This window comes from Gillisia sp. Hel_I_29, assembly GCF_000744275.1.
Taxonomy (GTDB): Bacteria; Bacteroidota; Bacteroidia; order Flavobacteriales; family Flavobacteriaceae; genus Gillisia.
On sequence record NZ_JQLP01000005.1, the window covers coordinates 1,624,506 to 1,642,701 of the forward strand.

At 33.8% G+C, this 18,196-nt stretch carries 19 protein-coding genes; 14 read left to right on the forward strand and 5 right to left on the reverse strand.

The annotated features are described in order from the left end of the window. Positions 1–60 precede the first annotated feature (60 nt). Entirely contained in the window at positions 61–1,677 is a 1,617-nt protein-coding gene (locus P163_RS12495; RefSeq protein ID WP_081891334.1) for a bifunctional metallophosphatase/5'-nucleotidase, read from the reverse strand. Positions 1,678–1,865: 188 nt separating this feature from the next. Between P163_RS12495 and P163_RS12500 the strand changes: the two genes are divergently transcribed. The 9 genes from P163_RS12500 (at position 1,866) to P163_RS12540 (ending at position 9,223) form a co-directional block, all read left to right on the forward strand. Then, positions 1,866–2,897 carry a c-type cytochrome gene (locus P163_RS12500; protein WP_034891716.1) on the forward strand — a complete coding sequence of 344 codons (1,032 nt, stop codon included), beginning with the start codon at positions 1,866–1,868 and terminating at the stop codon, positions 2,895–2,897. Between the two features lie 119 nt (positions 2,898–3,016). Then, a complete protein-coding gene (locus P163_RS12505; protein ID WP_197055439.1) occupies positions 3,017–4,252 on the forward strand; it encodes an OprD family outer membrane porin in 1,236 nt (411 codons plus the stop codon). Between the two features lie 80 nt (positions 4,253–4,332). Continuing rightward, complete coding sequence (locus P163_RS12510; RefSeq protein WP_034891723.1) at positions 4,333–4,965, forward strand: Crp/Fnr family transcriptional regulator; 633 nt, start codon at positions 4,333–4,335, stop codon at positions 4,963–4,965. Positions 4,966–5,039: 74 nt separating this feature from the next. Beyond that, positions 5,040–5,840: a sulfite exporter TauE/SafE family protein gene (locus tag P163_RS12515; RefSeq protein ID WP_034891726.1), complete on the forward strand. Its 801-nt coding sequence runs from the start codon at positions 5,040–5,042 to the stop codon at positions 5,838–5,840. A gap of 13 nt (positions 5,841–5,853) precedes the next feature. After that, complete coding sequence (locus tag P163_RS12520; protein ID WP_034891729.1) at positions 5,854–6,303, forward strand: methyltransferase family protein; 450 nt, start codon at positions 5,854–5,856, stop codon at positions 6,301–6,303. Positions 6,304–6,360: 57 nt separating this feature from the next. Then, positions 6,361–6,978, forward strand: a complete 618-nt coding sequence (locus P163_RS12525; protein WP_034891732.1) for a class I SAM-dependent methyltransferase — start codon at positions 6,361–6,363, stop codon at positions 6,976–6,978. 82 nt (positions 6,979–7,060) lie between these two features. Continuing rightward, on the forward strand, positions 7,061–8,092 hold the full coding sequence (locus P163_RS12530) for an MBL fold metallo-hydrolase (protein WP_034891736.1): 1,032 nt from the start codon (positions 7,061–7,063) through the stop codon (positions 8,090–8,092). A gap of 12 nt (positions 8,093–8,104) precedes the next feature. After that, on the forward strand, positions 8,105–8,503 hold the full coding sequence (locus P163_RS12535; protein ID WP_034891739.1) for a GNAT family N-acetyltransferase: 399 nt from the start codon (positions 8,105–8,107) through the stop codon (positions 8,501–8,503). A gap of 6 nt (positions 8,504–8,509) precedes the next feature. After that, positions 8,510–9,223: a nitroreductase family protein gene (locus P163_RS12540; RefSeq protein WP_034891743.1), complete on the forward strand. Its 714-nt coding sequence runs from the start codon at positions 8,510–8,512 to the stop codon at positions 9,221–9,223. 102 nt (positions 9,224–9,325) lie between these two features. Here P163_RS12540 and P163_RS12545 read toward each other — a convergent pair whose 3' ends face one another. The 4 genes from P163_RS12545 to P163_RS12560 all read right to left on the reverse strand — a co-directional run bounded on the left by P163_RS12545 (position 9,326) and on the right by P163_RS12560 (position 11,810). After that, positions 9,326–9,748, reverse strand: a complete 423-nt coding sequence (locus P163_RS12545; RefSeq protein ID WP_034891744.1) for a DsrE family protein — start codon at positions 9,746–9,748, stop codon at positions 9,326–9,328. 98 nt (positions 9,749–9,846) lie between these two features. Beyond that, on the reverse strand, positions 9,847–10,152 hold the full coding sequence (locus P163_RS12550; RefSeq protein WP_316930076.1) for a DoxX family membrane protein: 306 nt from the start codon (positions 10,150–10,152) through the stop codon (positions 9,847–9,849). Positions 10,153–10,246: 94 nt separating this feature from the next. Continuing rightward, positions 10,247–10,534, reverse strand: a complete 288-nt coding sequence (locus P163_RS12555) for a hypothetical protein (RefSeq protein ID WP_156100705.1) — start codon at positions 10,532–10,534, stop codon at positions 10,247–10,249. A gap of 274 nt (positions 10,535–10,808) precedes the next feature. Then, positions 10,809–11,810 carry an aldo/keto reductase gene (locus P163_RS12560; RefSeq protein ID WP_034891751.1) on the reverse strand — a complete coding sequence of 334 codons (1,002 nt, stop codon included), beginning with the start codon at positions 11,808–11,810 and terminating at the stop codon, positions 10,809–10,811. Positions 11,811–12,083: 273 nt separating this feature from the next. On the opposite strand from P163_RS12560, the gene P163_RS12565 reads away from it, so the two are divergent. The 5 genes from P163_RS12565 (at position 12,084) to P163_RS12585 (ending at position 18,059) form a co-directional block, all read left to right on the forward strand. After that, a complete protein-coding gene (locus P163_RS12565; protein WP_034891753.1) occupies positions 12,084–12,974 on the forward strand; it encodes a sterol desaturase family protein in 891 nt (296 codons plus the stop codon). A gap of 15 nt (positions 12,975–12,989) precedes the next feature. Then, a complete protein-coding gene (locus tag P163_RS12570; RefSeq protein ID WP_034891756.1) occupies positions 12,990–14,330 on the forward strand; it encodes an MBL fold metallo-hydrolase in 1,341 nt (446 codons plus the stop codon). Positions 14,331–14,492: 162 nt separating this feature from the next. Then, positions 14,493–14,978, forward strand: coding sequence for an acetyl-CoA carboxylase biotin carboxyl carrier protein subunit (locus tag P163_RS12575; RefSeq protein ID WP_034891759.1), 486 nt, complete (start codon positions 14,493–14,495; stop codon positions 14,976–14,978). A gap of 6 nt (positions 14,979–14,984) precedes the next feature. Continuing rightward, positions 14,985–16,424: an acetyl-CoA carboxylase biotin carboxylase subunit gene (accC, locus tag P163_RS12580; RefSeq protein ID WP_034891762.1), complete on the forward strand. Its 1,440-nt coding sequence runs from the start codon at positions 14,985–14,987 to the stop codon at positions 16,422–16,424. 93 nt (positions 16,425–16,517) lie between these two features. Continuing rightward, entirely contained in the window at positions 16,518–18,059 is a 1,542-nt protein-coding gene (locus P163_RS12585; protein ID WP_034891765.1) for an acyl-CoA carboxylase subunit beta, read from the forward strand. The last annotated feature ends 137 nt before the right edge of the window (positions 18,060–18,196 follow it).

Below are 18,196 nucleotides of genomic sequence, written 5' to 3' on the forward strand. Positions count from 1 at the left end.
CTCGCTATTAATGTTAGAATTGCGAATGAAGGAATTTAAAAAAAGATAAGATTTAAAGGCTTACTTATCTTTAATTACTACTTCCCCCATTCTTTTAGGATAAGAAAGTTCTTCCATTTCCTTAAGATTTTTCATTACAAACTCTGTTAGAACGGTGTCTGTTTTTACAATATTCGTGCTTTTTCCAAATTCATCGTAATTATGAATTCCGTTAATCATTCCTGTATGCGTAACTACTTTATAAAGTTTGGTTGGATTTAGATCTTCATTTTGAATTTTAATGGCATCAATTCTTTGCCCTATCGGCTTGTTGAGATCTAAGTGATATTGTATCCCTGAAGATTGAATTAATCCACCTACCGTCTTTAATTTGTCTATAGGGTTTAAGTTGGTAGCTGTTTGTTCCAGCGTTCTTCTTATTTGTTCCCCTGTCATCTCCAACGTAACTATTTTAGCAGGATGCGGCAAAAGTTTATAGATATCTTCTGAAGTGATTTCACCTTTTAAAGAAATCCCATATCCAACTCCAGGCAAGAACGCTGCATCTGCCTTAAATTTATCTACCATAAAGCTGGTAACCATTTTATCAAAAGGACTTTCAGATTTATATTGTCTTCCAATTACAGTATTCGTTTTGATAATCTTTTCTTCTAATTGAGATTTATATGGTTTTCTAAGTTCGGAGATCATATTCTTCATTTCTGGATCTGGAGACATTTTATCATGCCACAGGTAGTGATAATTAGCATTTAGCGCTATAATCTTATTATTGCTAACTTGGATTTCAGTTTCTCCTAAAATAGCTCCATCAGAAAGAGCTTGAACAATATAAGTATCGTTTATTTTTATGGGTGGCGAGATGACGTCATGACTGTGTGCACCTACAATAAGATCTACACCATCAATTTCTTCAGCAATAACTTTATCTACTGCCATTCCCTCATGAGATAACAAGACAATAATAGCTGCTTTTTTACTGATTATGGGAAGATACTTTTTTATGGCATCGATCCCGGTTTCAAATTTTAAACCTTCAATATTTTTAGAATTCCCTGTAAGTGGTGTGTTTCTGTAACCTAAAGAAAGAATAGCAATAGAAATTCCTTGTTTTTCTATAATAATATAGGGTTCACCAAAAACCGGAGCTCCCGTTTTTTCATCTATAATATTAGCAGCTCGCATCGGGAAATTTGCCAATTTTTGAAGCTCATCGGTTCGCTCTAATCCATAATCAAAATCATGATTTCCAAGCGCCAGAAGATCGTAACCAACTTGGTTCATCATACTAATCATGGCTTCCCCTTTGGTAAGATTTCCTAATTGATCATCACTAAAAGTATCACCTCCATCTAATAATATCACCCTATCATTTCCTTTTTCGGTTCTTATAGATTTTATAGCTGCTGCCATATAATCAAAACCTCCAATAAAGGCTTTACGGTCAAATCTCATTAAGTTGTCTATAGAATCTCCCGTTTGTGCGGTAGCATTATCTAAAGTTGTTTCAAAAGGCATATAAGAACCATGCATATCGTTGGTATGCAGTATAGCAATAGTTTTTGCCTTATTTTTCATAGCATTATTTTGAAGCACCGTTTTCTTATTGGTATTGCAGCTAACTATAATAAGTGCAAGCATTCCATAAAAAGGCAAAAAGTATTTAATATTATTGGTCATAACTATAATTTTAGAGAGCGGACTAATTTAAAAGTATGATGAGCTATTATATGTAACATTTGTTACACATTTAAGAACTTCTAATCTTTAGGTTTGTTACTAATTTCGCCTTATTAAACTTATCTTAGTATTACCATCTTTTTTGATAAGAAATTTATTTTAATGGGTGACGATTAATTTTAAGAGCGATGACTATTTATAGAAAATTAAGCAAATCGATTGCCTTTTTATTCGGATCAGTATTAGCAATAATAGTGGTGATATTCTTAGGTATTTATCTTTATAGTTCAGATCCTTACTTGTTTAAAGATAAGCAAATACTTGCGGAAAACTGGCAGCCAAAAGATGTAGAAGCTGAAATGAGTGCTGGATTTGTAGATTCTCAAATTAAATATGGATATCAGCTTATTTCTGAATCTCCAAAATACATGGGACCTCAGGCAGAAGATCCTGAAATGAGATATGCAGGTAATAATCTTGCATGTATGAATTGCCATTTAAAAGCAGGAACCCAGCCAGGTTCTGCTTCTTGGATAGGAGTTACCAATAGATTTCCTCAGTTTAGAGGTAGATCTAATAGCGATGGAACTATAGAAGATAGAATTAATGGATGCATGCAACGAAGTATGAATGGAGACAAGCTGCCAACAGATTCAAAAGAAATGAAAGCCATAGTTGCTTATATGGAATGGTTAACTGAAGATATGCCTGCAGAACGAGAAAAGGATTTCAAAGGATATGCTAAAGTTGAACTTCCCACTGTTGCTGTTGATTTTGATAAAGGTAAAGATCTATTTTCTAAAGAATGTACAGTGTGTCACGGAGATAACGGGCAGGGCGTAAAATTGGCAGATTCTACAAAAGGATACCAATACCCTCCACTTTGGGGCCCGGATAGTTATAATAATGGTGCAGGAATGCACAGAGTAATCACCGCTGCACAATTTATTAAAGGAAATATGCCTTTTGGACAAGCAACTTGGAAGTCTCCAAAACTTACAGATGAAGAAGCTTACAATCTGGCGGGGTATATCAATAGTTTCAGTAGACCTCAAAAAGCAGGTTTAAATAAAGATTATCCAGATCTTAAACTAAAACCAGTTTCTACTCCTTATGGCCCATATGTAGATAATTTTTCGGTAGAACAACATCAATTTGGCCCGTTTCAGCCTATAATGGACTACTACAAACAGAAATATGATATAACTAAAAACAAATGATAAAGAAATTCTTCTTCCTTCTACTTCTAATTTTGTGTTTTCCTTCATTCATTATAGCCCAGGAAAATTCAGAAAATAAAAAGCGAAGTATCTTATCAGGTCAAATTCGTAGTTATTACATGAATACTGTAAATAAAGGATCTTTAAAAGATTTTAAGGCTTTAGCAATAGGAGGTAAATTAAAATATCAATATTTATTTAATGAGAATCTAGAGTTTGGAGTAGCAGTTTATAATTCAACAAATTTAGGTTTACAAGATCTTACTAGTCCAGATTTGGCAACAGGGAAAGTGAGTAGGTATGAAGAAGGACTGTTTGATAGGTTAAATTTAGATAACAAGACCATATTTATTTTAGGAGAGCTCTACGTAGATTATAGTTTGGAAAAACATTCTTTTAGTTTAGGTAGAATGAAGCTAAAATCTCCGTTGATAAACCCTCAGGATGGTAGAATGATCCCAAGTCTTTTTCAAGGCTTTATGTATAAGTTTGATCGAGATAAAAAGACTCATTTTCAAACCGGTATTTTTAATGCAGTAGCTCCTAGATCTACAGGGGAGTTTTATTCTATAGGAGAAAGTATAGGTACTTATGGAGCAGGTAGAAATTTTGAAGGAAAAGATTCGCAGTATGCAAATAACACCAATTCAGATTTTCTAATTATCTCGAGTGCAAATTTTAATCTTACCAACAATCTTAGTTTTGATACTTGGAATTATTATATAGATAATGTTTCTAATTCATTTTATGTCAAACCAAAGATCGCAGTAGCTCCTAGCGTAGATTTAGAAATGGAATGGTTGCATCAAAACAAGATTGGAAACGGAGGGAATGAAATAGATTCTTTAAGCTACATTAGATCTAATACTTCAGATGTTTTAGGAATAAAGATGAAATATAAATGGGCGCAAAGTAATTCTTCTATTTCTTTAGCGTACGATAGGATCTTACCTCATGGTCAGTTTGTGTTTCCTAGAGAATGGGGAAGAGAGTTTTTGTTCAGTTTTCAAAAGAGAGAACGTAGCGAGGGTACTGCAGATAATCATGCTTTAGTAATGTATTATGAAAATACATTTAAGCTACTAGATCCAAAATCTAAGATTCAAACTATTTTTAGCGTAGGCCATCAATGGAAACCTTCTGTTCTAGATCCAAAATTGAATAAATATGCCGTTCCAGATTATACGCATGTTAATTTAGATATCTTCTTTTTCTTTGATAAAATAAAAAATCTTCAGCCGGAACTATTATTGGTGGCTAAATTTGCTAATGGAGATTTTCCTGATAATCCTAACTTTTATTTGAACAAAACAGATCTTTTTCATGCAGATCTGATTTTGAATTATAACTTTTAAGAGCGAAGAACTTAAAAACATATAATTAGTAGGTTCAAAAAAATGGTAGTAATTTTAAACTGTTAACCAATATATTATTCATGATCGAATCTCTTACAGAGGCTTATTCCTTTATTTTTGAAAAAGAATTAATAGAAGAAATGGCAGAAGTTGGCCATCTAAAATCTATAAAAGAAGGAGAGAAAATAATTGAAATTGGCGATTTTGTTACCCATATGCCTTTACTTATTAGTGGGGCTATTAAGATCTTAAGAGAAGATAAGGATGGCGATGAATTGTTGCTTTATTTTCTTGAAAGAGGGGATACTTGCGCTATGACGCTTTCATGCTGTTTAGGCGAAACAAAAAGTGAAATTCGTGCGGTTGCAGAGAAGCCTACAGAAATTATAATGATCCCTATAGAAAAGATGGAGGAGTGGATAGCAAAATATAAAACCTGGAGACATTTTGTTTTTGAAAGTTATCATTCTCGCCTTATCGAAATGTTGGATACTATAGATACTATTGCTTTTCTAAATATGGATGAACGGCTAATGAGGTATCTTCAAGATAAAGCAAAGATTAATCAAAATGAATTACTTCAGGTAACCCACCAAGATATAGCTTATGATCTTCATACTTCAAGAGTTGTAATTTCTAGACTGCTTAAAAAATTAAAATTAGAAGGTAAAATTGAGCTTCAAAGAAACAGTATTAAAGTGTTGTCTTTATAATTTTCATATGTAACTATTGTTACTGTGCGCGCCGTGCTAACTCTCTACTTTTGTATAGAATTAAAAATTGGTAAATGGAATTGATAGATATTTTAGGTTACGTTGGAGCGTTTTTGATAGGTGGAGTTTTAGGTTTGATAGGTGGAGGAGGTTCCATCTTAACAGTTCCAATTTTAGTATATTTATTAGCGATCAACCCGGTTACCGCTACGGCATATTCCTTATTTGTAGTTGGATCTGCTTCTTTAGTTGGAGCTGGAAGAAATCTGCAAAAAGGCTTAGTTGAATTTAAAACAGCTATCTCCTTTGCCATTCCTGCTTTTATAGCTGTTTTTAGTACCAGAAAATTCTTAGTTCCTGCAATTCCTTCAGAAATTTTTACAATTGGCGGTTACATTCTTACTAAGAATATTGCGATCATGTTGTTTTTTGCCATTTTAATGTTGGCAGCCTCTTTTTCTATGATTGTTGATAGAAAGACACTTCTCGCAAATAAAGATGAAAATGCTAAGGCAAATTATAAGGCATTAATTCCTTTAGGCTTTATTACAGGAATTATTACCGGACTTGTGGGTGCAGGAGGTGGATTTATCATCATTCCTATACTCGTAATCTTGGCAAAACTACCAATGAAGAAGGCCGTGGGAACCTCGCTCTTCATTATTGCTATCAATTCTCTTATAGGCTTTTTAGGAGATCTTGGAAATGTAGATATAGATTGGATCTTCTTACTTATTTTCACCGGAATAGCAATTGTTGGAATTTTTGTAGGTATATATCTTGCCAATTTTATAGATGGGAAAAAATTGAAAAAGGCTTTTGGATGGTTTGTATTAGTTATGGGATTTTATATTATCTATAAAGAAATCTCTTAATTTTAAAGATAGGATGAGAGCAGGAAAAGATTGGATGTATGTTTTACTTCAATTTATCCTGTTTGGTGTTTATTTAATAGAAATTGATCTTATTACTATAAGTCTGCCCGAATGGTTTAAATTGGGGGTATTGACTTTTTCAGTCTTAGGAATTATAATAATAGTACTAAGCTTTTATCAATTGGGAAGCAACTTATCCCCATTTCCTTCTCCTGTTAAGAATGCAGATTTAATAACAACCGGAATATTTAAATATTTAAGACACCCTATCTATACTGGAATATTATTAATCTTGTTCTCTGTCGCTATTTATATTACCTCGGAATATAAACTAATTATAAGTATACTTCTTTTAATTTTATTTCAGTTTAAATCAAAATATGAAGAATCCAGGTTGATTGCCAATTTTGAGAACTATAAAGATTATATGAAAGACACGGGTAAATTCATTCCTAAATTATAAAACATCTTTAGAAAAATATATAACGAATTCGGCTAAAATTTAGAATAAAAAAAAACGATGCAAAATAGAGCTACTCACTGGGAAAATATTTATCAAACAAAAGATATAAGTACGGTGAGCTGGTACCAGCCAACGCCGTCAACATCTTTAGAATTAATAGCTGATTGTAATTTAGATAAGGATGCGGCTATCATAGATATTGGGGGAGGAGATAGTTTTTTACCAGATCATCTTCTAGCGCTAGGGTATACAAATATCACCGTGTTAGATATTTCTGAAAAGGCTTTATCTAATGCTAAATTACGTTTAGGTGAAGATGCTAGTAAAATTAAATGGATTCTGGAAGATGTAACTAAATTTTGTCCTAAGCAAAAGTATGATCTATGGCATGATAGGGCTGCTTTTCATTTTTTGAGAGATGATAAAGAGATAGAAGCCTATGTTAAGTTAGTTTATGAGAATTTAATAGATAATGGAAAAGCAATTATAGGTACATTTTCTAACAATGGTCCAACAAAATGTAGTGGTATTGAGATCTCTCAATACTCTAAAGATGAGCTTTCACAAGTATTTGCTCAGGATTTATTCATAGATAAATGTATAAATGTAAACCATACTACTCCTTCCAATGCTGTTCAAAATTTCACCTTTTGCACCTTCAGAAAGAAAGGTTGAGGTCTTAGAGAATCGTACATTCATAATCATAAGTTTTTAAGCTGAAATTGTTTAATTTCAGCTTAAATTTTATTGAACATTTATGAATTTCAAAACTTTTGGTAAAATACCTTCAGAAGATAGATTAAAGAAAATAGAGCAAGTTGATAATTATAGGGAGGGTGAATTTAAGAATGTAGAAACAACTTCACTAAATCCTGACAATATTTCTACTTTTAAGATGTTCCGTGCTTTTTATAATAAACCAAAAGATGTTAAACCAGATAGAGAAATTCCTAATAAGAAAATAGATCTGAGTTCTATTGAAGCAGAAAAACCAACAATTGTTTGGTTTGGACATTCTTCTTATCTAATTACTCACAATAATTTTAAGATCTTGGTAGATCCTGTTTTTAGCGGTAATGCATCTCCGGTTAATATCTTCGGAAAATCATTTTCTGGAGCAGATAATTATGAGGTTGAAGACCTTCCTGAAATTGATCTTTTAATACTTACCCATGATCATTATGATCATCTGGATTTTCCTACCATAGAAAAACTTCATTCAAAAACTAAGAAAATAATTACCTCCTTGGGTGTAGCTTCTCATTTAGAATATTGGGGAGTTTTTCCAAATAAAATTACAGAACTCAATTGGTGGGAATATATAACGATCAATAAAAATTTAAAAATTACAGCAACTCCTGCCCGTCATTTTTCAGGAAGAGGATTTACAAGAGCAAAAACTTTGTGGTCATCCTTTGTGCTAGAATTAGATAGATATAAAATCTTTATTGGAGCAGATTCGGGTTATGACGATCAATTTAAAAGAATAGGAGCTTATTTTAAAGGTTTTGATATTGCATTTCTGGAATGTGGGCAATACAGTGAACATTGGCCACAAATACATATGTTTCCCGAAGAAACCGTTAAAGCTGCGAAAGATCTAGATACTAAAATTGTATTCCCAGTTCACTGGGGTAAATTTATGCTTTCTACGCATCCTTGGAATCAATCTATCAAAAGATTTATTAAAGAGGCTGCAGTACAAGAGCAGGAATATATCGCTCCAATTATTGGCGAAACTTATGTATTGGGTGAGAACTATATGCAAACCAATTGGTGGGATTTTTAAACTTATACGTATATGAACTTTACTTTTACATTTAATGAGATTCCAAATATTCAGGATATTATAACTATCTATGATACAGCTGTGCTTAAAAGACCAACAGAAAGTGCCGAGAGAATTGCAAAAATGTATGAGAATTCTAGTTTGATAATTGCTGCATGGCATGATGAAAAACTCATTGGAGTTGCCAGATCACTAACAGATTTTAGTTATTGTTGCTATCTGTCAGATCTTGCTATTCACCCCGAGTATCAAAAGCATGGAATTGGTAAAAAATTGATAGATCTTACCAAAAAGAAAATAGGGGATGAGTGTATGTTACTATTATTGTCAGTTCCAACGGCTATGGAATATTACCCGAAAGTTGGTTTTGAAAAAGTAGAAAATGGATTTATAATAAACCGTAAAAAATAAATAGCGATGTCTTCTTCAGTTAAAATATCGAATTCAGAAAATAAAATTGAGATCAATGGTTTTGTTCATAAGCGTTACAACTCATTAGGTGTCGATCAAGCAGAAATGCTTTCCAGATCTCAGAATTTTTTTGATAAAATGAATGTTAGAAGATCAATTAGAGAATTTTCAGATAGAGAAGTATCCAGAGAAATCATAGAAAATATTATCAGAACTGCTTCTAGCGCGCCATCTGGAGCACATAAGCAACCTTGGACGTTTTGTGCAGTTTCTAATCCGCTTATAAAATCCAAGATCCGTAAAGCTGCAGAACTTGAAGAGAAGGAGAATTATGAAAAGCGAATGAGTGAGCGATGGAAAGAAGATCTTCTAACTTTTGGTACCGATGCTAATAAACCTTTTCTAGAAAAAGCACCATGGCTTATAATAGCATTCAAGAAAGCTTATGAAATGGATGAGAAGGGCTCAAAACAAAATAATTATTATGTAAATGAATCTGTTGGTATTGCCTGCGGAATGTTAATTACTGCCATTCACAATGCCGGGCTGGTAACCTTAACGCATACTCCTAGTCCAATGAATTTCTTAACAACGGTACTAAATAGACCTGCCAACGAGCGTGCATTCTTACTTCTTCCTGTGGGTTATCCTGAAGATCCCTGCTATGTTCCAGACATAGAAAGAAAAGGATTAAGTGAGGTAAGTGAATTTTATGAATAATTCTTTCAATTTATTATAGATTATAAGAATAAAGAAAGAATAAAAAATGCCGTCATGAGGTTATCTTGACGACATTTTTTAATTTGGATAACTGTTAATGATCTAAAGTTCTATACTCAAATACCCTTTTTTCTGAAGTTCAAAATCATACAAAATTCCGTTTGATACAACTTCTAATTCTCTAGGCAGATCTTTGGCTTTCACTCCGAATTTTTTCATAGAAAATCCACAAACCACAATTTTTACATTCTCGTTTTTGGCAGCTTCTAAAAATGGCTTCATGTTATCTTTATCTGTTAATTCTTTTACAGTTTTCCCACAAATAATAACCTGAAACTCGCCATATTTTTCCTGATCTTGTTCTTGAAGCGCTTTTGCAGTTAATAGTATAGGTTTTAATTGAGGTACATTTTTAGTGAGAACTACGTAGTTGTTCTTATGGTTATCCAAAGTAGATTTTTGATCTTGAGCAGATGCTGTAAATAGAGCTAAAATTATTGCAAATGTTGATAATAGCGTTTTCATATTTTTTGTCTTTGTGTATTATTAAAATCATTTAGTATAAAAAAAAGTAAGCCACCCAAAATGGCTATATTTTTGAATAATGGGCCTAGGGTGGTCATTTAACCCACCTGCACCGTAAGTGTTATTGGTATAAGTATTAAAGCTAGTATAATGGCTGAGATCTTAGTTTTAAACCCGATCATTAAGCTGAATCCTGCAATAAGCATAATTATTCCAGAGACTATAATTGGATATGTGGGTTCTCCAAAGAGATATCCCAAAGCTTTAAACCTTGCCTGATTCATTTTGTAAATAGTTCGCTCTACGTATATTAAATGACTTGAGCTGGCAACTAAGAAGATGCCGCTTAGCATAACTCTAAATAGTACCACCGAGTTATGATTCACCCAAAGTTTAGGTTTCATAATTAGTGAAATTGATAAATTAATAAATGGAAGAGCCATATAATCTTAGTACAGATTATATATAGGTCTACCGTAATTTTAACTGAATAAATAACTAAACTTGAGGAGGGGGATAAAAATGGTTTATAAAGCCATCTGTACGCGAACTGGCTTTGTAATGGTATTTTTGAAAATTAAGTATGGTTTGGACTGATATAAAAACTGGTTGTGGTACTTGTAGCGCAATTGGGCAGGATACTTCTACAGGGATAACTTTATAATTCTTATCAGTTATATTTTGATGATCAAAATTTAAAGTTTTGATCTTAGCTTTAGGACATGTGCTCTTAACCATTGCAATCCTAGCGCCTTCAAAATTTGATATGGCAATGCCAACATCCATCGCAATTAATTTGCTAAGGAAAATCACAGTTAATATTATGGAAAGAGTGTTCTTTTTGCACATTGTGGCAAATATAGGTGCTCAGTTCTAAGATTTATGTAACCAATGTTACAAAGTGTTTATCATGAATATACTCGATACATCATTAAAATATAAGAGCGTATTAAAGATAAATGATATTAATTGATAGAACATATTTTGAGACTTGTAGATATAGATAAATAAAAAAGCCCTTGGGCAATACCAAAGGGCTTTTCATTACTATAATTAATAATTAAGAGGGAGTAACCGCTCTATCATCAATTAAGTTTTCAGCTTTCAATTCTTTCCAGAAATTAGATGGTATTTTAACATCTAAGAATTTCATATTTTCTTTTGGCTGATTAGGATGGCTTCCACCAACCAATAAAATATCAACTTCTTCTGGAGCGTAAGAAAATTGCATAGATGCAGTACTAAGATCTACATTATGCTTATCTGCAATAGCTCTTATTTTCTTATATTTTTCCTGAACTTCTTTTGGCATTTCACCTTGGTAATTATATCTGTCTTTACCTGCAAGAAGTCCTGCATTAAACGGTGCTCCAACCATTAAAGATGCTCTACTATCTGCAATTGCAGGAAATAATCTATCTATAGAATCTTTATGATCTACCATTGAATATTGTATAGCAGATAGAAAAATATCCGGATCTGCAACTTCTAGGGTCTTTAAGATTGGTTCAATAGTATTTACTCCAAGTCCCCAACCTTTAATAATTCCTTCTTCTCTCATTTTTGTTAACTCTGGCATTGCACCTTTCTTAGCAACTTCAAAATGATCTAACCAAGTTACTCCATCTTCGTACTCTTCATTATGGTCTGGAGACAAGTCATGTATAAAAACGTAATCTAAACGCTCTACTCCAAGACGTTGTAAACTATCTTCCACAGATCTTCTTACAGCTTCTGCAGAATAATCGTATTTATAATCGAAAGGTGCTGGATTCACCCAAATGGTTTCCGGCATCTTTCCAGTATTAGCTTTCAAAATTCTACCCACTTTGGTAGATAATACATATTCATCTCTGTTCTTATTATGCAAAAAGTGTCCAAATCTTCTTTCACTTAATCCTAATCCATACCAAGGAGAAGTATCATATTGTCTAATTCCTGCATCCCAAGCTGCTTCTAAAGTTTCTTGTGCTCTTGCATCAGAAACTTCTTCAAATCCGTTTCCTATTGCAACTCCACCAAATGCTAATTTGTGTTCTAAATTCAATTTCTTCGTACTCATAACTTTTCTTTTTCATTTAATTGGTGGTGCAAAAATACCGGAGGTATAGGTTTTATTATCCTTTTTTAACTTTCGCTAACATCCAAATCTTAAGCAATGTTAATAGAGAGAAAAACATTATTTATCATTTCTGAGGTGCTGTAAAAGGCAATAATTTTTAAGCGGAAATAGCAGCGTGCTGAAAGTCAATTTATTAAAAAATAGCATCTGTAACATAAGTTACTGTCATAAGTAATTTGAATGTGTATTTTTGCTTAAGAATTAATAAAATAGTTGGAAAAGTATTTAAAGATCATACAAGAATCGTTTTCAGGATATTTTAATTACCTGATCACAGAAATCACAAATCCGTCGTGGACAAATTATTTGTATTGGCTACTTGCGGTTTCAATTTTAGTATGGAGTTTAGAAATTATATTGCCTTGGAGAGAAAAGCAAAAGATTTTTAGAAAAGGATTTTGGTTAGATTCATTTTATATCCTCTTTAATTTTTTCTTATTTTCTTTAATAGGATATAACGCTCTTTCAAATGTTGGTGTAGAATTATTCAATGATTTTCTAGGGCTTTTTGGAATAGAAAATATTGTAGCTTTTAAAGTTCAAGATTTCCCGGTTTGGGCTCAATTGCTCATCATGTTTGTGATAGCAGATTTTGTACAATGGAACGTGCATAGGCAATTACATAAACGAGCTTGGCTTTGGGAATTCCATAAAGTGCATCATAGTGTAAAAGAAATGGGGTTTGCCGCTCAGTTTAGATTTCACTTTATGGAGACAATTATTTATAAGACAGTGCAATATATTCCTTTAGCAATGATAGGCTTTGGAATTCAGCAATTCTTTATAGTACATATGTTTGAGGTTTTTGTTGGCCACTTAAATCATGCAAATGTAGGTTGGAATTATGGCTGGTTAGGCTACATTTTCAATAACCCAAGGATGCATATTTGGCATCATTCGAAAGAATTACCAAAAGATCATTCTTTTGGGATGAACTTCGGATTATCGCTGAGCATTTGGGATTATCTCTTTGGAACGGCCTATATTCCGAAGAGTGGAAAAAATATAATTATAGGTTTTAATGGAGATGAAGATTTTCCTGAAGATTTCGGAAATCAGATGTTATTTCCATTCAAAAAGAACAGAACAAATAAAGTAGAATAACAAAAAGGTAAAAAGATGAAGATAAAACAATTTAAAGATGCTCCTTTAGCACATTATTCTTATGCAATTATAAGTAATGGAGAAATGGCTTTGGTAGATCCTAGCAGAAATCCAATGCAGTATTACAAATTTGCTGAAGAGAATAACGCTAAGATAGTAGCGGTTTTTGAAACGCATCCACATGCCGATTTCGTTAGTAGTCATTTACAAATTAGCGAACAAACGGGTGCAAAGATCTATGTAAGTAAACTTTTAGGAGCAGATTATACCCACACATCTTTTGATGATGGAGATACTTTAAAAATGGGAGATATCACTTTTAAAGCCATTAATACTCCTGGACATTCTCCAGATAGTATTACCATAGTTGCAGAGCAAGGTGGAAACACAGCTTTATTTACCGGTGATACTTTATTTATTGGTAATGTTGGTAGACCAGATCTTAGAGAAAATGCCGGGAACATGAAGGCGAAGAGAGTAGAATTGGCAAAAGATATGTACAATACTATTCAAACTAAATTTAATGAGCTGCCAGATGGAGCTCTAGTTTATCCGGCGCACGGAGCTGGGTCTTTATGTGGTAAGAATATGAGCGATGCTGCATCTAGTACTCTTGGTAACGAAAGACAAGGAAACTGGGCTTTTAAAGATCAAACAGAAGAAGAATTTGTAGAAGAGATCTTAAAAGATCAGCCATTTATCCCTTCATATTTCGGATTCAATGTAGACATCAACAAAACAGGAGCGGTTAACGATAAGAACGCTAAAGCAGAAGTTAAGTTGAATCTTTTGGTTGAAGATGTGGAAGAAGATGTTACTGTAGTAGACGTGAGAGATGGAGATGCTTATAAAGCAGGTCATTTACCAAACGCTATCAATATTATGGCAAGAGCCGAAGGTGATAAGTATGAAACTTGGTTAGGAGCCATCATAGAGCCTAAAGAAGCGTTTTATCTTGTAGTGAGTAGTGTAGAGGATATCGAAGATATTTTAGAGCGTACAGCTAAAATTGGATATGAAAAACAATTAAAAGGCATAGTTACTTTAGCTGATTCAGTTTCAGAAAAATCTGAAGATCTTGATGTAAAAGATTTTGGAGCGCATCCAGATAAGTATACCATTGTAGATATTAGAAATGCAAGTGAGGTTGCGGAAGGTAAGATCTTTGAAAGCGCAATTGCAATTCCTTTAAACGAATTGAGAGATCGTTACAAAGAGATCCCAACAGAGCATCCAATAGTGGTGCACTGTGCAGGTGGATATAGATCTGCAGCAGGAAGCAGTATTCTTGAAAATAAATTTAAATCTACTACTGTCTATGATCTTAGTGAAGCGATCAAACAATTTTCAGAATAATTTTATTGTTTTCTAGAGGAGTTAAACCCGAATTGTTCTTGACATTTCGGGTTTTTCATTTTATAAAATTTCAGATTTGATTGAAGGAATCTCAAAAAATACTTCAACATTTTTCTATATTTACAACATTCGTTTGAAAAGCGGACTTTGAAATAAAGATTTATGGAAAAAAAGTATAAAGTCTCGGTGAATGATTCATACGACTATAAATTCACCCAAGATCAGATCAATTCATTAGACACACAAGAACTCAATGCTACTCAGTTTCATATTTTAGAAGAGCACCAATCTTTTAAAGCAGAAATTCTCAAAGCAGATTTCTATAATAAATCCTACACCGTTAAGATCAACTCTAATATCTATGAGGTTGCTATTACCAATGAGCTCGATATGCTTATTGCAGATATGGGACTTTCCCTTGGATCTGCTCAGCAAATAAATGATATTAAAGCACCAATGCCGGGTCTAATTCTAGATGTAAATGTTAAAGAAGGAGATGAGGTAAAAGAAGGTGATTATCTTATTGTTTTGGAAGCCATGAAAATGGAGAACACACTTACTTCTCCCGGAGACGGAGTTATTAAAAAGATTAGTGTGGAGAAAGGCCAGACAGTAGAAAAAAATCAGTTGTTAATTGAATTAGAATAATTGAAGATGAAAAAGATATTAGTTGCCAATCGTGGTGAGATAGCATTAAGGGTAATGAAAACTGCCCAGAAAATGGGTATTAAAACGGTAGCGGTTTTCTCTACTGCCGATAGAAATTCCCCTCATGTAAAATTTGCAGATGAAGCGGTTTGTATTGGAGCAGCTCCTTCTAACGAGTCTTATTTATTAGGAGATAAAATTATAGAAGTTGCTAAAGAACTTGCCGTTGATGGAATTCATCCCGGATATGGGTTTTTAAGTGAGAATGCAGACTTTGCTGAAAAAGTTGAAAAAAACAATATCACATGGATAGGTCCTGGTTCTAAGGCTATAAAAGTTATGGGAAGCAAATTAGCTGCTAAAGACGCGGTTAAAAAGTATGATATCCCTATGGTTCCCGGAATAGACGAAGCTATTACAGATGTTGAGAAAGCAAAGAAAATAGCCAAAGAGATAGGTTTTCCTATTTTAATTAAAGCTTCTGCAGGTGGTGGTGGAAAAGGAATGCGTGTGGTAGAGCAGGAGAAGGAACTTGCAGACCAGATGAAAAGAGCTATTAGCGAAGCAGAATCTGCTTTTGGAGATGGTTCTGTATTCATTGAGAAATATGTAGGTTCTCCTCGTCATATCGAAATTCAGGTGCTTGCAGATACACATGGGAATACGGTACATTTATTTGAAAGAGAATGCAGCATTCAACGTCGTCACCAAAAAGTAGTAGAAGAAGCACCCTCAGTTATTCTTACTGAAGAGAAAAGAAAATTGATGGGAGAAGCGGCTATTAAAGTTGCTAAATCTTGCGATTATGTTGGTGCAGGAACCGTTGAATTTTTGATGGATGAAAACCTGAATTTCTATTTCTTAGAAATGAATACAAGGCTACAAGTAGAACACCCCGTAACCGAATTTATTACCGGAATAGACTTAGTAGAGCAACAGATAAAAGTAGCCAGAGGAGAGAAATTAGAATTTTCTCAAGAAGACCTCACGATCAACGGCCATGCCGTGGAGTTGAGAGTTTATGCTGAAGACCCAATGGGAGATTTTATGCCAAGTGTAGGAACTTTAGAAAGATATAGAGGTCCGGAAGGGGAAGGGATTCGCTTAGATGATGGTTTTGAAGAAGGTATGGAAGTGCCTATTTATTACGACCCAATGTTATCGAAATTGATCACCTATGGTAAGACTCGAGAAGAAGCAATTCAGTTAATGATAAAAGCTATTGATGCTTATGAAGTAAAAGGTGTGATGACCACCTTACCTTTTGGAAAGTTCGTTTTTGAACATGAAGCATTCAGAAGTGGAAATTTTGATACTCATTTTGTGAAGAATTATTATTCAGCTGAAAAATTAAAATCTAAGATCGCAGAAGAAGCAAAATTAGCAGGTTTAATTGCTTTAAAAAGATATTTAAAAGATCAGGAGTTGGTAAGATTACCACATTAATTAGAGCGACGCTCTGAACTTGTTTCAGAGTCTCAATGACGGCGAAAACTTCGAATATTTAGATCAAACAAAAATTAAAATCATAATTGAATTATGAGTCAGAATATAGAAAAATTGAATGATAAAGTTGCTCAGGCACATTTGGGTGGGGGAGAAAAAAGAATTGCTAAGCAACATGAAAAGAAAAAATTAACAGCAAGAGAACGCGTAGATTATTTATTGGATGAAGGTTCTTTTGAAGAAATAGGAATTTTGGTTACACATAGAACTACAGATTTCGGAATGGAAAAACAACAGATCTATGGAGATGGTGTTGTTACCGGTTATGGTACCATTCACGGGAGATTGGTATATGTTTTTGCACAAGATTTTACCGTATTCGGTGGTGCCTTGTCTGAAACTCATGCCGAAAAGATCTGTAAAGTAATGGATCATGCCATGAAAGTAGGAGCTCCAATTATTGGATTGAACGATTCTGGAGGAGCTCGTATTCAAGAAGGAGTTAGATCTCTTGGCGGATATGCAGATATCTTCTACAGAAATGTTCAAGCATCGGGGGTTATTCCTCAAATTTCTGCAATTATGGGGCCTTGTGCCGGTGGAGCCGTTTATTCTCCTGCTATGACAGATTTTACCTTGATGGTAGAAGATACAAGTTATATGTTCGTTACCGGGCCAAATGTGGTAAAAACGGTTACTAATGAAGAAGTAACTTCAGAAGAATTAGGGGGAGCAAGTACGCATTCCACAAAATCTGGGGTAACGCATATCACTTCATTTAACGATATTACCTGCTTAGAAGACATCAAGAAATTGATGAGCTATTTGCCTCAAAATAATAGGGAAACCACTGCAAAATTACCTTATGAATTGGGTGATGAAATTAGAGAGTCTTTAGATTCTATGGTGCCAGATAGCGCCAATAAACCTTATGATATGCATGAGGTGATTAAAGGTATTATAGATGCAGATTCTTTTTATGAGATCCATAAAGATTATGCAGAGAATATCATTGTTGGTTTTGCTCGATTGGGAGGAAGAAGTATTGGTATTGTAGCCAATCAGCCAATGAGCCTTGCCGGAGTACTAGACGTAGATTCTTCAAAAAAAGCAGCAAGATTCACCAGATTCTGTGATTGTTTTAATATTCCACTTTTAGTTTTAGTAGATGTTCCTGGCTTCTTGCCGGGTACAGATCAAGAATGGAATGGGATCATTTTGCATGGTGCTAAGCTACTTTACGCTTTAAGTGAAGCAACAGTGCCAAGAGTTACTGTTATTACTAGAAAAGCTTATGGGGGAGCCTATGATGTTATGAATTCTAAACACATTGGAGCAGATCTAAACTTTGCATGGCCAACAGCAGAGATTGCGGTGATGGGAGCGAAGGGTGCCAGTGAGATCATTTTCAGAAAAGAGATCCAAGAAGCGGAGAATCCGGAAGTTAAACTTTCTGAAAAGGAAGCAGAATATGCAGAGAAATTTGCAAACCCGTTTGAAGCTGCAAAACGTGGATTTATAGATGAGGTTATTATGCCTCGAGATACCAGAAAGAAATTATTAAAAGCATTTAGCATGCTGGAGAATAAGAAAGTAATGAGAATAGATAGAAAGCACGGGAATATTCCGCTTTAAGAAATTATTACTTATTAGTTAGAATAGATATTTGCAGCCAGACTTTTAGTTGAATTCTTTATTTTTAAGAGATTCTTCTCAAAGTCTGGCTGCATTTTTTGTTTGAAAACGGAATAATCGTTTTATTAGTTTAAATA

Bases quoted from the DNA above. Each gene is read 5' to 3' on its own strand.
- P163_RS12495 (WP_081891334.1), bottom strand. From the start codon at position 1,677: ATGACCAATAATATTAAATACTTTTTGCCTTTTTATGGAATGCTTGCA.
- P163_RS12500 (WP_034891716.1), top strand. From the start codon at position 1,866: ATGACTATTTATAGAAAATTAAGCAAATCGATTGCCTTTTTATTCGGA.
- P163_RS12505 (WP_197055439.1), top strand. From the start codon at position 3,017: ATGAATACTGTAAATAAAGGATCTTTAAAAGATTTTAAGGCTTTAGCA.
- P163_RS12510 (WP_034891723.1), top strand. From the start codon at position 4,333: ATGATCGAATCTCTTACAGAGGCTTATTCCTTTATTTTTGAAAAAGAA.
- P163_RS12515 (WP_034891726.1), top strand. From the start codon at position 5,040: ATGGAATTGATAGATATTTTAGGTTACGTTGGAGCGTTTTTGATAGGT.
- P163_RS12520 (WP_034891729.1), top strand. From the start codon at position 5,854: ATGAGAGCAGGAAAAGATTGGATGTATGTTTTACTTCAATTTATCCTG.
- P163_RS12525 (WP_034891732.1), top strand. From the start codon at position 6,361: ATGCAAAATAGAGCTACTCACTGGGAAAATATTTATCAAACAAAAGAT.
- P163_RS12530 (WP_034891736.1), top strand. From the start codon at position 7,061: ATGAATTTCAAAACTTTTGGTAAAATACCTTCAGAAGATAGATTAAAG.
- P163_RS12535 (WP_034891739.1), top strand. From the start codon at position 8,105: ATGAACTTTACTTTTACATTTAATGAGATTCCAAATATTCAGGATATT.
- P163_RS12540 (WP_034891743.1), top strand. From the start codon at position 8,510: ATGTCTTCTTCAGTTAAAATATCGAATTCAGAAAATAAAATTGAGATC.
- P163_RS12545 (WP_034891744.1), bottom strand. From the start codon at position 9,748: ATGAAAACGCTATTATCAACATTTGCAATAATTTTAGCTCTATTTACA.
- P163_RS12550 (WP_316930076.1), bottom strand. From the start codon at position 10,152: ATGAAACCTAAACTTTGGGTGAATCATAACTCGGTGGTACTATTTAGA.
- P163_RS12555 (WP_156100705.1), bottom strand. From the start codon at position 10,534: ATGGATGTTGGCATTGCCATATCAAATTTTGAAGGCGCTAGGATTGCA.
- P163_RS12560 (WP_034891751.1), bottom strand. From the start codon at position 11,810: ATGAGTACGAAGAAATTGAATTTAGAACACAAATTAGCATTTGGTGGA.
- P163_RS12570 (WP_034891756.1), top strand. From the start codon at position 12,990: ATGAAGATAAAACAATTTAAAGATGCTCCTTTAGCACATTATTCTTAT.
- P163_RS12575 (WP_034891759.1), top strand. From the start codon at position 14,493: ATGGAAAAAAAGTATAAAGTCTCGGTGAATGATTCATACGACTATAAA.
- accC (WP_034891762.1), top strand. From the start codon at position 14,985: ATGAAAAAGATATTAGTTGCCAATCGTGGTGAGATAGCATTAAGGGTA.
- P163_RS12585 (WP_034891765.1), top strand. From the start codon at position 16,518: ATGAGTCAGAATATAGAAAAATTGAATGATAAAGTTGCTCAGGCACAT.